The organism is Vibrio sp. 10N.222.55.C7, assembly GCF_041473335.1.
GTDB lineage: Bacteria > Pseudomonadota > Gammaproteobacteria > Enterobacterales > Vibrionaceae > Vibrio > Vibrio crassostreae_C.
In genome coordinates this window covers 18054-32150 of record NZ_JBFRSC010000058.1, presented here as the reverse complement: position 1 = coordinate 32150, position 14097 = coordinate 18054, and the positions used below count along the sequence as shown (strand labels likewise).

Annotated in this window: 13 protein-coding genes; 5 read left to right on the top strand and 8 right to left on the bottom strand. The window is 43.8% G+C overall.

Annotated elements, in window-relative coordinates:
* Positions 1–66: 66 nt before the first annotated feature.
* The gene (locus tag AB4482_RS19635; RefSeq protein ID WP_017064349.1) at positions 67–240 is read right to left on the bottom strand and encodes a hypothetical protein; all 174 of its coding nucleotides are present in this window, start codon (positions 238–240) and stop codon (positions 67–69) included.
* Positions 241–543: 303 nt separating this feature from the next.
* Here AB4482_RS19635 and AB4482_RS19630 point away from each other — a divergent pair, with 303 nt between their 5' ends.
* Positions 544–1380, top strand: a complete 837-nt coding sequence (locus AB4482_RS19630; protein WP_372181465.1) for a DUF6279 family lipoprotein — start codon at positions 544–546, stop codon at positions 1378–1380.
* A 72-nt stretch (positions 1381–1452) separates the two neighbouring features.
* Here AB4482_RS19630 and AB4482_RS19625 read toward each other — a convergent pair whose 3' ends face one another.
* The 3 genes from AB4482_RS19625 to AB4482_RS19615 form a co-directional block, all read right to left on the bottom strand.
* Entirely contained in the window at positions 1453–2076 is a 624-nt protein-coding gene (locus AB4482_RS19625; RefSeq protein WP_102320725.1) for a PolC-type DNA polymerase III, read from the bottom strand.
* Between the two features lie 70 nt (positions 2077–2146).
* Positions 2147–2548 carry a PPC domain-containing DNA-binding protein gene (locus AB4482_RS19620; protein WP_017059481.1) on the bottom strand — a complete coding sequence of 134 codons (402 nt, stop codon included), beginning with the start codon at positions 2546–2548 and terminating at the stop codon, positions 2147–2149.
* A gap of 129 nt (positions 2549–2677) precedes the next feature.
* Positions 2678–3877: a DEAD/DEAH box helicase gene (locus tag AB4482_RS19615; RefSeq protein ID WP_372181464.1), complete on the bottom strand. Its 1200-nt coding sequence runs from the start codon at positions 3875–3877 to the stop codon at positions 2678–2680.
* A 400-nt stretch (positions 3878–4277) separates the two neighbouring features.
* Here AB4482_RS19615 and AB4482_RS19610 point away from each other — a divergent pair, with 400 nt between their 5' ends.
* Positions 4278–5933 carry an ABC transporter substrate-binding protein gene (locus tag AB4482_RS19610; RefSeq protein WP_102320727.1) on the top strand — a complete coding sequence of 552 codons (1656 nt, stop codon included), beginning with the start codon at positions 4278–4280 and terminating at the stop codon, positions 5931–5933.
* Between the two features lie 197 nt (positions 5934–6130).
* Positions 6131–7591 carry a hypothetical protein gene (locus AB4482_RS19605; protein ID WP_372181462.1) on the top strand — a complete coding sequence of 487 codons (1461 nt, stop codon included), beginning with the start codon at positions 6131–6133 and terminating at the stop codon, positions 7589–7591.
* 124 nt (positions 7592–7715) lie between these two features.
* Here AB4482_RS19605 and AB4482_RS19600 read toward each other — a convergent pair whose 3' ends face one another.
* Positions 7716–9347, bottom strand: a complete 1632-nt coding sequence (locus AB4482_RS19600; protein ID WP_048606003.1) for an NAD(P)/FAD-dependent oxidoreductase — start codon at positions 9345–9347, stop codon at positions 7716–7718.
* A gap of 253 nt (positions 9348–9600) precedes the next feature.
* Between AB4482_RS19600 and fdxA the strand changes: the two genes are divergently transcribed.
* Positions 9601–9924, top strand: coding sequence for a ferredoxin FdxA (fdxA, locus tag AB4482_RS19595; RefSeq protein ID WP_017064356.1), 324 nt, complete (start codon positions 9601–9603; stop codon positions 9922–9924).
* Between the two features lie 95 nt (positions 9925–10019).
* On the opposite strand, the gene AB4482_RS19590 is transcribed toward fdxA, so the two are convergent.
* From AB4482_RS19590 to AB4482_RS19580, 3 genes are all read right to left on the bottom strand, one after another.
* On the bottom strand, positions 10020–10754 hold the full coding sequence (locus AB4482_RS19590; protein WP_102320729.1) for an RNA methyltransferase: 735 nt from the start codon (positions 10752–10754) through the stop codon (positions 10020–10022).
* A 175-nt stretch (positions 10755–10929) separates the two neighbouring features.
* Positions 10930–11982, bottom strand: coding sequence for an aldo/keto reductase (locus AB4482_RS19585; protein ID WP_032545660.1), 1053 nt, complete (start codon positions 11980–11982; stop codon positions 10930–10932).
* A gap of 373 nt (positions 11983–12355) precedes the next feature.
* A complete protein-coding gene (locus tag AB4482_RS19580) occupies positions 12356–12502 on the bottom strand; it encodes a hypothetical protein (RefSeq protein ID WP_017059486.1) in 147 nt (48 codons plus the stop codon).
* A 348-nt stretch (positions 12503–12850) separates the two neighbouring features.
* On the opposite strand from AB4482_RS19580, the gene pepT reads away from it, so the two are divergent.
* Positions 12851–14083, top strand: a complete 1233-nt coding sequence (gene pepT, locus AB4482_RS19575; RefSeq protein WP_372181460.1) for a peptidase T — start codon at positions 12851–12853, stop codon at positions 14081–14083.
* Positions 14084–14097 lie beyond the last annotated feature (14 nt).

Below are 14097 nucleotides of genomic sequence, written 5' to 3'. Positions count from 1 at the left end.
GTTCCACAAAATGCCACTTAAGTTTCTTATCTTAGGTTTATCGACCTAGTCCTCTATACCAAAGCATTATTCATCGGGTCTTATCGAATAAAGATCGTTGATATGTTTTCCTTCGCTAAGATACCAAGTCATCGCTTCCTGTCGATTGTGAACCAATATCGTGATTGTGGTTATTGAACCATCATCAAAATAACAAAGCTCATATTCTAAATCGCTTGGATGATCAGGAATAGCGGCCATAGCTTCCCTCCCAAATATCAATCATTTTAAATACGTCAACCCAACTCATTTATAGGGTTCGTATCACGTCAAATGAGTAATAAAATCAAGTCACATCACTGCTATTAATTATTTTTAGTTTAATCATTTGCCTAAATAGCTAGATTAGCAAGTTTGGGTCTCAATTTATCTCAAAGTTCTTACGACCACTGTTTATTAAGACTACTTTTATAAGAGCTAGAATTAGCGTTATAAAAACTGGGCTAACCTTAAAGGGATGAGTTAATCGGTTTGTGGCTTTGTTGAATGTCGTGAGAGGGTAGAATGAGAAGGTGCCGGTGGTTAGTTTTAGTGATCTGTTTTCTATTTACTGGGTGCGGGACCAAGTTCGCCTATAACAATATAGGTTGGTTTGTCGTTAGCTATATAGAAGATTTTGTTTCCCTCTCAAATAGCCAAGAATCAGAGCTTGAAGAGCGATTAGATATATTACAGAAATGGCATAAAGAAACTCAGCTACCTCTGTACATCTCGCAATTAGAAGCGATTCAAAACGTAGATCGGTCGGATATGAATCCCGCTTTTATTGTGGGCCAAAGTGAACAAACGAAAGAGCATATTCGCACAATCGTCAATAAGTTCGCTCCAGATATTTACGCCTTGAGTATGCAGCTTAGCCCTAAGCAAGACAGGGAGTTTTTAAAGAACTTTCGTGAAAAGCAGCAAGACTATTATGAAGAAAGGTTGTCGTTGAACGATGACGATTCGAGAGAGCGATACCGAAACAGAATAGAAGAGCGTGCAGAACGGTGGTTAGGTTCAGTATCGAAAGAACAAAAACAGATTATTTTGGCTTGGTCTAAAGAGTGGGTAAATACCAATAGCAGTTGGCGACAATATCAAAACAACATCTATGAAGAGCTAACGACGCTGATGGCAAAGAAGAGCGACCTACATATTGCTCAGCCAATTATTATGAAGTTGCTTTTAAACAATGAAGCTTATTATCCTGCTGAACTTGAGCCGCAGCTTAACCAAAATATGGAAACATCAGCCAAGTTTTTAGTAGATATGGCCGCGACCAGCAGTAACAAGCAGTGGGCGTATTTTATGAATGAGTTAGAAAGCCTCAAAGGAACGTTGGAGTCATTGCAAGAGTAGGGCGTCCCTTTTAAAGGCTAGCGGTTATTGTCGAGCTAGCCTTTCATCACACTTTAAGGTGAATTTCGGAACCTAACCCCTGTTACTCATCAGTAGTTTTGGAATCGAACTTTTGGCTGTCTTCGATATTTTCTGCATTAATTGGAAGCTCGGTTGTTGAATACCGTGGTCACTCTTCAGCTCATCGATCATTAATAACCACAACCTTGCTGTCATTTCTGAATCGGCTAATGCTCTGTGGAAAGTGCCGTCGTTATCTATGCGCTTGAATCGAACTAGGTCGCCCAACTTATGGGTCGGAGCGTCTTGGATTAGCCGACGAGCAATCAACATTGAGCATGCAAACTGTCCATTGTAATCACGTCCAATATTGTCTAATTCTGCGTCGAGAAAGCGTTTATCAAACGAGGCATTATGAGCCACAAGCTGACTGCCTTGGATAAAGTCTGCAAACTCATCCATCACTTCGCTGCAACTGGCCGCAGTGCTTAACATACGGTTACTGATTCCGGTATAGCTTTCAATGAAGCCACTCACACGAAACCCTGGATTCATGAGTTGTTGGAAGGTGTCGACGACTTCGCCGTTAACGAGTTTTACCGCACCGATCTCAATCGCTCGGTCGCCCATATTGGGTGATAAGCCTGTGGTTTCGAAATCGAGAACGATAACGGAATCTGCGGAGTTTGGAGCCATCGTGTTTCCTAATTGCTGTTTGGTAGTATCGCTTTGTATGGGGCGTTTGGTGTTGCTATGGGTAAATCAGTTATTTGCTATTGCTGATAGTAAGTTCAGTGTAACCCGTCGAATCGTCATGCTCTCTGTTGAAGGTCAAGGTATCGTAGCGGTGAACAATCAATTCAGCCGTGGTCGCGATAATCGTCCCTTCAAGCAAATGCCCACCAATTACATTGCCATTCTCATCAGCAACGGAGATATGAATATGCTGGTGGTTTGGGGTTAGCGTTGCCATCACCGAGACTATTTCGAACGGAGCTTGAACTAGCTTGGTGTTGTTGGCATTAGCTAAGCGAATATTGAGTTGAGAAACACATCCGACACAAGACGCAATAGAGCCCGCGGAGATATTGTGCGCTGTCACTAGCCTCTGGATCTCTAGCTTTAGGTCTTGGCCGCGGGTTAATCTCGTTGCGATAGGAGTGATCATCTTATTGCCTCAACGTTATATGTATTTCAAAGAACAAAACGAAGCCACATAGGGCTTCGTTTTATTTTCATTTTGGCTAACGCGACTTTTCTTTTGGTTAATGCAACTTTGCATTTTCTAAATCTGAAATTACTCAGGTTGCTGCAGATCTCTTTTCTTTTTAGGCACGAAGTTCAATACAGAGATTGGCACTTCTTTGCGTGGTTCGAAACCTTCAACAACGCGGCGCTCAATCAAGTGACCAAGACGTTTTTCGATAATGCACAGGTTCTTGAAGTTGTCTTTCGATAGGAAAGAGATCGCTTCACCAGACGCATCAGCACGGCCTGTACGACCAATACGGTGTACATAGTCATCCGCTGGGAATGGGATGTCGTAGTTGACTACGCGGCTTAGGTTATCGATATCGATACCACGAGCAGCAACACCTGTCGCAACTAGATACTTTAGACGACCTTTTTTGAAATCAGCCAGAATCTTTTCACGAATCGCTTGGCTACGTCCACTGTGGAAAGCTTCAGCTTGGATGCCACGCTTTTCAAGTTGAGCAACCAATTTAGCCGCGCCGTGCTTAGTCTCGATAAAGATAAGCGCTTGGTCCCATTCACCGTCAGTGATCATGTGGCTTAATAGCGCAGATTTGCGGTCTTTATCGACGGTTACCAACCATTGCTCAATGTTCGCTTTAGAAGCGTCAGTTTTGGCAATTGAAATCTCTTCCGCTTCACTGATTGCGCTTTTCGCTAGCGCACGAACTGGCGTTGATAGCGTTGCTGAGAACAACAGGTTTTGAATGTTTTGTGGCAAACGCGCGATGATCTTGTTGATGTCTTCGATGAAACCCATGTCTAGCATGCGGTCGGCCTCATCAAGAACCAGAACTTCAACTTCATCAAAGTGAACGGCACGTTGTCCGTACATATCGATCAAGCGACCTGGTGTTGCCACAAGAATATCGACGCCTTCAATAAGACGATCTTTCTGGTGTTGGTAAGACACGCCACCGTACATCGCTAGTGATCTTAGGTTTAGGAACTTCGCGTACTTAGTGATGTTCTGTTCAACCTGAACTGCCAGCTCACGCGTTGGTGTCAGGATAACTGCGCGGATACGTTTTTTACGCTGCGTTTCACCTTTGCTTAGCATTTCTAAGATAGGGAGAACAAAGCTCGCAGTTTTACCTGTACCTGTTTGTGCTGCAGCAATAAGGTTCTTACCAGAAAGAACAATCGGAATTGCTTTTTCTTGAATAGAGGTTGGCTTTTCATAGCCTTGTTTTGCAACGGCTTTAACAATAGGTGAGCTTAATCCAAGCTTGGAAAATGGCATAAGTTTCTCGGTATGATTTGGCTAAATAGCGATGGAAAGGTTTAACAATCTTATACAAGGATAAGATTAATGGCGGCATTCTACCATGTTGCTTGTGTACCGCTAGTAACATAGACACTTTAGTTGGATAATACTGGCTCAATAGCACAACGATAAGGCAAGAATGTAAAGCAAATAGCAAATCCGGTGGAGGATTAATCTCCCACTTATTTTTGCCACTGAATATGCACGATCAGTGATTATTTTGTTTGCTAAAAGAGGTGTTTATCAATTAAGTTGGATCTTGATATTATTTATATCAACAGTTTCATACAGCATATTCCAACTTGAATGAGTAAATAGACCTCCCATTTGGGTTACAGCTATTCTCGTTCCACTAGACGCTTGATTCGGATATCCATTGAACGACGCTAACTTACGTAGACTTCAGCAGCTTATTGCAAAGTATGAATTAGGTGAAGAGTATCACCTAACGATCGATGATCTAGAACACTCGCTATCGACTTCTCGCAGAAACACTTCGATCATTCTTAAATGCTTATCGGAATATCGCTGGATTTGTTGGATTCCGTCCAAAGGAAGAGGGAAGCTTAGCCAGTTTAGAATTTTGGTCAGCTTTCCCGAAGCATTAGAACAAGTGTTAGCGCTTCAGTTAGAGCAAGGGTGTTTTAACGTTATTCCCCGCCTTCTAGAAAGCTATGGTGATGCTGCAATAAAGGCACTGACGCTAGCGACTGAAAAACATAGTCTGTTCAATCAACAACATGACCATTTACTGATCACTCAATATCCGTGGGTTGATAACCTTGATCCAGCAAAAACATACCGAACCGCAGAACATCACATCTTAAGAAGTCTCTACAATACGTTACTCGTCCAAGGCCATGAGGGAAATCCCCAAGCGAGCCTCGCGCACCATTGGAAGGTGGAAGGGCGATTTCTGCATTTTTGGTTGAGACCGAATGTGTTATTCCATGACGGTGAAACTTTAACGGCCAAAGATGTTGCTCAATGTTTGTTACAGTTAAAAAATATCGAAGGGCCAGTACAGTCTTTATTTGATCAGGTCAGTGATGTTCAAGTGGTGGGTGATAAACAACTGACTATTGAGCTGACACACGCAAACCCAATGTTTCTCTATGCTTTGACTAGCCCACACGCGTCTATTTACCGCTGCAAGCGTACTTATTTTTCGAGCGGGCGCAGTGCCTATATCGGAACCGGAGCTTTCTCATTAGACGATTGGAGCGAAGAGTGCTTGGTTCTTAAACGTCACCGAGGTTACTTTGCTCAAAATGCCTTGTTAGAACAGATAACGCTCACCGACATAGAAGGTTTGAATGATCACACCCTGAGTTTTAATCAATCTGGCGTAGCAGAAGAAACCACAATCAATGCACTTTCGTATCTTGCGGTTAATCGTAGAGAAAACTCGGGCATAACCCCTGAAGAACTCGACAGGTTGGTATCGTTTATCAAGTCCAGCAGTAAAGAGTTTGATGCTGATATGGTGACGGATGATCTGTCTTTCTCGCCGAGTAAATTAACATCCAGCAATCCCATTCCTATTTTGACGGGCACGGTTGTATTAACACGACCTAGAATGACGATTCCTTTACTTCAAGATATGGCGGACTGGCTGCAACAAACGATTGTAAAAACGGGTGTCGCTATTGAAGTTGTTGAGCTTACCAATATCAGTGACCCTAGCTCCATGAGTGAGTCGGCAGACTTGTTATTTATTGAAGAAGTTATCGAACAGCCAAAAGAGTATGGTCTTTACGATTGGCTACTTGCTTCATCTGGTCTCAGGTTCATTTTCAACAATTCTGAGATGAAGGCGCATTGCGAGAGAGTTAGAGCTGCTGTCAGTGGCGAGGACCCAATGCGCGAGTTGAAAGAGATTGAAGATTCGCTTTATCAACAGAAGTTACTTTGTCCGTTATTTCACGGCAAAGAGAAGGTTTTTAATAGTGTTGAGGTTCATGGGGTAGAGATTAACCAAACCGGTTATAGTGATTTTTATAAGCTTTGGATAGCCTCGAGCGAGAAGTAATTAGTCCATTTTTAACCCCATTTCCCCATCTTTTAGTTTCTGTTCAAAATGAAAACATGCACGAATCGGCTATCACCCTTTCGTGTTTCTTTCTAATGCCAATCGCTATTATGACTGGCTATGACTATCACAGTCATTTCCGGTCATCCCCCCAATGACAATTCCATTGATAATGTATTTCATTAGGATCTAATCGAATGAAACTTAAGCTTATTTCTATCGCACTTATAGCTGTTGGCCTTACGGCTTGTGGCGGAGGAGGCGGTGGTAGCAACACAAGTGCTCCTGCTCCTCAAACGAGAACCTTACAAGGTGTCGCCATTGACGGGTATATTTCCGGGGCGACCGCGTTTCTAGATATCAATTATAATGGCGTATTAGATGAAGGTGAGCCTAGCAGCATCACGGACCATGAAGGCAGCTATGAGCTATCTTTGACGGGTTCTAACTCAGACTGTATGGACTACGCTCCAATCGTAGTGAACGTGCCAGTAGGCGCTATTGATGCAGACAGCCCAAACACACCGATTACTGAACCTTATCAGTTAATCTTTCCGCCAGTCATGACGGTGAGTTCTGAGCAAGAAATTAAGTCGACTACGCCACTGACAACTGTTTTATGGAATCAGATCCAAGCCGACTTGTATAAAGGTGGTTTAAACAGTTGCTCTGCTTTGAAGCAAGCCGTGAACACCCAAAATAGCATTATCCAAAATGTGAAAGAGCATGACTTCCGAATTGCGAACCGATACAACATCGCAGTAGAGGACTTGTATGGTGATTTCGTTAAAGATCAAAATACTGAGCTCTACGATTTAGCGCAGAAGATGATGCCTGCCATTAAAAAGTCGTATCAAGAGACCAAAGAGATTCAAAAAGAGAACCCGACAGCCCAGCAAGCTTATGTTGACTATTACTGGCAGCATTGGGATTACTCCAAGAAGAACGAAATTAATAAGTGGTATAAAGTTAAAACAGTGATGACTGCGGATAAGCTGATTGTCATTGAACATGAAGTTTCAGCTGACTTGCAGACAGAACTGGCGTTAAATAAGCATGTTGAGCGTAATAGCCAAAAGAAAAATGGTTTGGAATATGACAAAGAAGCTTGGTTCTCATTGGATAGTGATGGAACGGAATATTCATGTTCGGTGAAAGAGACCATCAAGCAACAGATTTTACCTAACTCATTGACTACTTTTGGTGTGATTAACCGTAGCGGGTCTCAACAACCTGATTGGGACAGCTGTTCTCGTCAAGACGTGGGTGCGGGCTTCATGCAAACCTTGTCGGCTGATGTTGTCGGTGACTACAAAGATCAGTTTACTCAGGTACAAGCGAAATTTAATTTTGAGAATAATGCACCACATCCAGAGTGGGTGAATTTGGGTGATTCATTGGGTAGCGTTTCGCGCAGCGACTTTGATGCACTCAACTACCTATCGGTAGATTTTAATGACAACAGTTCATATGGTTCTGACAGCTGGAACCGACATAAGTATGCGTTCATTGAAAATACACCGTTTGATTATACTCAGACGATAACGTCTAAATATTCTCAAGGGAACTGGACTAAAGGTTATTATTACCAGAATGGGACAAGTTTATTTGAGTGTTCAAATGATGGTGTGAATTGGTCAAAAGAGACTTGTAAGTAACGCTGCCGAAGTCGTGACTAAATAATTTTAGATACCTTTATGCAATAAAAAAATCCAGTGTCGACAAGGCACTGGATTTTTAGTTTTGGTTGATCGCGATCTAGCTTTGCTTTATCGAAAGCGCTTAAGCGATCTCAATCTTCTCAGCTTGGTTCTGCTCTACCATTGATAGTGCTAGCGCTTCTGCGGCCTTAATGCCGTCGATACCAGCAGACAGGATACCGCCTGCGTAGCCTGCACCTTCACCAGCCGGGAAGAAGCCCTTAAGGTTGATGCTTTGGAAGTCTTTGCCACGTTTGATGCATACAGGAGAAGACGTACGTGTCTCAACACCGGTAAGTAGGCCGTCTGGCGTAGAGAAACCTTTGATCTTCTTCTCGAACGCTGGGATTGCTTCACGAATCGCTTCGATAGCAAAATCAGGCAGCGCTTTTGAAATATCAGTCAGGTGGATACCCGGCGTGAATGACGGTTGTACTTCACCGATTGCACTTGGATCGCGACCTTTCAAGAAGTCACCGATTTTTTGAGCTGGTGCATCGTAGTTTTCACCACCAAGAACATAAGCGCCGCTTTCTAGTTCACGTTGTAAACGGATACCAGCCAGTGCGTCACCTGGGTAATCACGCTCTGGGTCGATACCTACAACGATCGCGCTGTTTGCGTTACGTTCTGCACGAGAGTATTGGCTCATGCCGTTCGTTACTACGCGGCCTTCTTCAGACGTTGCAGCAACCACAGTACCACCTGGGCACATACAGAAGCTGTATACAGTGCGGCCATTCTTACAGTGGTGAACGAGTTTGTAGTCCGCAGCACCTAGGATTGGGTTGCCTGCGTTCTTACCGAAACGAGCTTCATCGATCATCGATTGCTTGTGTTCGATACGGAAACCAACAGAGAAAGGCTTCGCTTCCATGTAAACGCCACGATCGTACAGCATTTCAAACGTGTCACGAGCACTGTGGCCAACAGCCAATACCACGTGACGAGATTTGATCTCTTCACCGTTAGAAAGCGTTAGGCCAGTGATTTGACCATCTTCCATATGAACGTCGTCAACACGAGTGCTGAAACGGATTTCGCCACCAAGTTCAATGATAGAAGCGCGCATCTTTTCGATCATGGTAACCAGTTTAAAGGTACCGATGTGCGGCTTACTTACGTATAGAATTTCTTCTGGTGCACCCGCAGCAACGAACTCTTCAATTACTTTACGGCCGTAGTGCTTTGGATCTTTAACTTGGCTGTACAGCTTACCGTCAGAGAAAGTACCTGCGCCGCCTTCACCAAACTGTACGTTTGATTCTGTGTTCAGCGTACGCTTACGCCAGAAACCAAAGGTATCTTTCGTACGCTCACGAACTTCTTTACCACGCTCAACGATGATTGGGTTGAAACCCATTTGAGCAAGCACTAGGCCAGCGAATAGACCACATGGGCCAAAACCGATAACCACAGGGCGCTCAGTTTGGTTCTCAACCGCTTTAGCAACAAACTTGTACTCCATATCAGGAGTCACTTTTACGTGCGGGTCGCTAATGAATTGTTCTAACAACTCAGCTTCGTTTTCAACGAGAACGTCAAGCGTGTAGATAAGTAAGATCTTTGATTTCTTACGAGCATCGTAGCCACGTTTAAAGATATTAAAAGAGAGTACCTGATCAGAGTTAATACCAAGTTTCGCTTCAATAGCGTCTTGAATAGCAGACTCTTCATGGTCTAGTGGGAGTTTAATTTCGGTTAAACGTATCATTTCGATGTCTCGTTTTTATAGGTGTCTTAGCTAGATCGTTTCTTAATACAGAGTTTGATGGAAACGCTGATGTTCAAAGAAGCGATAAGCTCACAATGGCGCGCATTTTACGAGAAATTGATTTATCTGTCATACTAATTTGGAAACATGGAGCAAATAGACACGATATTAGAGCCGTATGATGTTGAATTTTGCTTTGGGATGAGTATTATCCCCATTCTTCAATTTTGACTAACTTATAGAGCAGAGCATCATGGCATTTGTCGTAGGCGATAATTGTATTCAATGTAAATACACAGACTGTGTGGCAGTGTGCCCCGCAGATGCGTTCCATGAAGGCCCAAATTTCATGGTAATCAACCCAGTCGAATGTATTGATTGTGGCTTGTGTGTACCTGAATGTGATGCTCAAGCAATCTTCCAAGAAGACGAACTGCCAGAAGATCAAAAGATCTTCATCGAAGTGAACGCAGAGCTCGCTGAGATTTGGCCTGTGCAAACGGAAGTAAAAGCACCAATGGATGACGCTGAAAAGTGGAATGGTGTGTGTGATAAGTTGGCAATGCTAGAAAAGTAATTGTTGAAAAGAACTCAAATAAAAGGCGTACTGATTTAATCAATACGCCTTTTTTAATATCTGAACACTGTCGATTGGCTAGTTAGCTTAGAGGTCTAGCAGTGCTGACGACGCATGTTGTCGAGAATAATGCCTGTCGCCATTGCAACGTTCAAAGACTCTGCGCCACCGAATGCTGGAATCGTAATCTTATCAGTCACGTATTTAGCCGCGTGTTCACGGATGCCGTGAGACTCACTGCCCATCAATAAAATGCCGTTAGCAGTAAACTCAGTCTTATGAACACTTTCGCCTTCTAAGAAAGCACCGTAAACCGGTAGGTTCGCTTGCTCTAAGTAAGCTGGTAAGTCTGTTTGGCTTACGTGTACGCGGCCAAAGCTGCCCATAGTCGCGCTGATCGTTTTAGGGTTGTATGGGTCTGCGCAATCGCTGCTCGCAACGATATGCTTGATGCCGTACCAGTCTGCTACGCGAATAATCGTACCTAGGTTGCCAGGGTCTGAAACGCCATCAAGCGCAATCATCAGTCCTGTTGCTTCTGGTAGTTCAAACGTTGGGATCTCAACAACTGCAATCGCGGCATTGTTACTCACCAAAGTACTTGCTTTGGTTAGATCATCCAGCGAGGCTTCAACACAATCAAACTCAATCAGTGAAGCATGATTTTCAGATAAGAAATCAGCGGTAGCAAAGACGTTCTTCACGACTAAGTCACTATTGAACAGCTCAAGAACGTTCTTTTCACCTTGAACTAGAAACAGGCCGTGGGCTTTACGTTGTTTCTTTTGGCCCAAAGCACGAAGGAGTTTTAATTGGTTTTTTGAAATCATGTTTTTATCCTAGATATAAGCCCGCGCATTATAGAGCAAAGGTTAGCGAACCAAAAGCGTGATGACTCAATGCGATCCATATAAAAAGCAAAAGCAACCTACTTAAAAAAGAAAAGCGCACTAAATAGCGCGCTCTTATGGGATTTACTCACCTAAGTTAAGTTGAACTGACAGCCTAATACGGAGCCGGGTAGCGTTTAAATACTGTGTTGATATCAGTCAGGATCTCTTCTGATAGCGGTTTACTGAAAGCGGCTACGTTCTCTTTTAGCTGCTCCATCGTAGTTGCACCAATGATGGTGGACGTCACCCCATCAACTTGATTACACCATGCCAATGCCAGTTGGCTCGGAGTAAATCCATGAGCGTTTGCTACTTCAACATAGCCTTTAACCGCTTCGTTGGCAGATTCAGTGTCACGGAAAATGCCTTTACGTTGCATGTAAGTCCAACGGCTGCCTTCCGGTCTTGCGCCATCGATGTACTTTCCACTCAACATGCCTGCAGCTAAAGGTGACCATGGCAGGTAAGCGACATCTTCATGCACACAGTTCTCAATCAGATATGGCCAGTCTTTTGCGTGCAGTAGGCTAAATTCATTCTGAATCGAAACCATACGTGGCAAATCGTGTTTTTCACTCAGCTTGAGGTAAGTGTTAATGCCCCAAGTAGAATCATCTGAAAGCCCGACATGGCGAATTTTACCCGCCTTAATACAGCTTGCCAGTGCTTGTAGGATTTCCAACATCTCAGCTTCATGCTGCTTTCGGTCAATATCACTAAATCGAATGTGATTCGGGAAATGCTTACCAAAGTGAGGTGTAGTGCGATTTGGCCAGTGAAGTTGGTAAAGGTCGATATAGTCTGTTTGTAGGCGTTTTAATGATGCATCAACGGCTGCGATCACGGCTTCACCTGTTATCGGCCCACCATCTCGAACCCAAGGAAGCCCTGGCCCGGCAATTTTGCTCGCAATGATCAACTCTTGTCGACGCTGTGGGTTACGCGATAACCAGTTACCAATGATCGCTTCTGTTTTTCCGTAGGTATCTGGAGAAGGTGGAACCGCGTACATCTCTGCAGTATCGATAAAGTTAATACCTTGGCTTAATGCGTATTCGATCTGTTGGTCGGCTTGCTGCTGCGTATTTTGTAGCCCCCAAGTCATGCTGCCAAGACAGATACGGGAAACGGGAATTTGACTACTTCCTAGCTTTGAATATTCCATTGAATTCGGGGTTCCTGTGGTTAGGTTCTCTGGTACTCGCATTATAGTTTTGAAAAGAGGGCGAGTGAGGAATGAAAACGAATATGAATTATTAGCACAAAATGACACGACAAGGTATGGCATCGGGGAGTTTAGTGAGTCATTTCTCAGCGCTGCAAGCTAGTGTGTGCAATGCGTGAAAATACATTCGCGAGAAACTATGAGCCAATTGGTGATCGAGAAGTGAAGAACAACAAGCAATGAGCGAAGGTTTAATGTTCAGCTTGTTTGGGAGTGGGGGAGAGGAGAACAGATCAAAAATAAAAAAAAGCTCTACCGGATAGAGCGTAGAGCTTTTTTATAGGGGTCTTAATAGTGCTAGGTATTCATTGAGTTACGAGGTCGCGTTTGTGTCTAATCCACCCTGGATCTGCGCCTGTCTTAGAGCTTCCTGCCTTTGAACTTCTTTCTCAGTTAATACTGGTCGAAGCGTTTCCTCAGAGGCTTGAGGAGAGAAAATGAAATATTTATTAATCGTCATAACTGTGTCTCCGTGTAACGTATGACAGATTCTGCATCAAGGATAAATTGTGATCATCATCCACTTTGTACTTTTGTTAGGCTGAGAGCGGAGGGCGTAGAATGCGTACAAAGCGATCTCTTATCATCCGTATGCAATGTTGAACTGACGAAACCCTCTGTTTTCAAGTATAGGAAGCGCATCTAATTTCGCACAATAATGATTTAGAGCAATTACATACATGGTCAGGGGCGTAAGATGAAAACCCTCGCTACTGACTCTGTGCTCGTATTTATTTAACGATGTATCACTTATCGACATAATAATTAAGTCAGTAAATCAATTACTTAATCCATGGTGAGATGAATTATGGAAAAGCTTGTAGAACGTTTTCTGAATTACGTTACTTTTGATACCAAATCCGATCCTTCTAATCAGCAATGCCCAAGTTCACCGGGTCAAATTACCTTTGCTGAAGCCTTAAAGTTAGAATTGGTGGCATTAGACTTAGTTGATGTGTCTTTAGATGACAATGGATACTTGATGGCGAAACTGCCGTCGAATGTCGATTACGATGTGCCTGCGATTGGCTTTGTGGCGCACATGGATACCGCTCCTGACGCATCAGGCGCCAACGTGAAACCACAAGTGATTAAAGATTACCGAGGTGGAACGATTGAATTAGGGGAAAGTGGCGAGAGTTTGAACCCAAGCCAGTATCCAGATCTTGATTCTTTACATGGTCACGACCTGATTACGACTGACGGCACAACTCTGCTTGGTGCCGACAACAAAGCGGGCATCGCTGAAATCATCAGTGCAATTGCTTACCTGAAAGCGAATCCAGACATCAAACACGGCGACATCTGCATTGGTTTCACGCCGGATGAAGAGATTGGTCGCGGTGCGAACCTGTTTGACGTTGAAAAATTTGGCGCCGAGTGGGCGTACACCATCGATGGTGGCCCAGTAGGGGAGTTGGAATTTGAGAACTTCAATGCCACGAGCGCCGATGTTATCTGTCATGGCGTGAACGTTCACCCGGGCACCGCAAAAGATAAAATGGTGAACTCGATGAACATTGCAGCGCAATTCCAATTGATGATGCCTGCGCAAGAAACACCAGAGTGCACAGAAGGTTATGAAGGCTTCTACCACCTGAAATCGGCGGAAATGGGTGTGGCTCACTCTGAACTGGGATACATCATCCGTGATTTTGAACGTGAGGGTGTAGAAGCACGTAAAGCATTCATGCAGCAGAAAGTCGATGAGCTGAATGAGCGCCTTGAGAAAGGCCGTGTTGAGCTGGTGCTAACCGATAGCTACTTCAACATGAAAGAGATGGTTGAACCGCATCAACATATTATTGAATTGGCCAAGCAGGCGATGATTGAGTGCAATGTCGAGCCAATGGTTAAACCAATCCGAGGTGGTACAGACGGTGCTCGCTTATCTTTCATGGGGCTACCATGTCCGAATATCTTTACTGGCGGTTACAACTTCCACGGTATTCATGAGTTCATTACCATTCAAGGCATGGAGCAAGCGGTAAAAGTGATTGTTGAACTGTCACAACGTACAGCAACGCATTACCAAAAATAGAACATCAGAGCGTT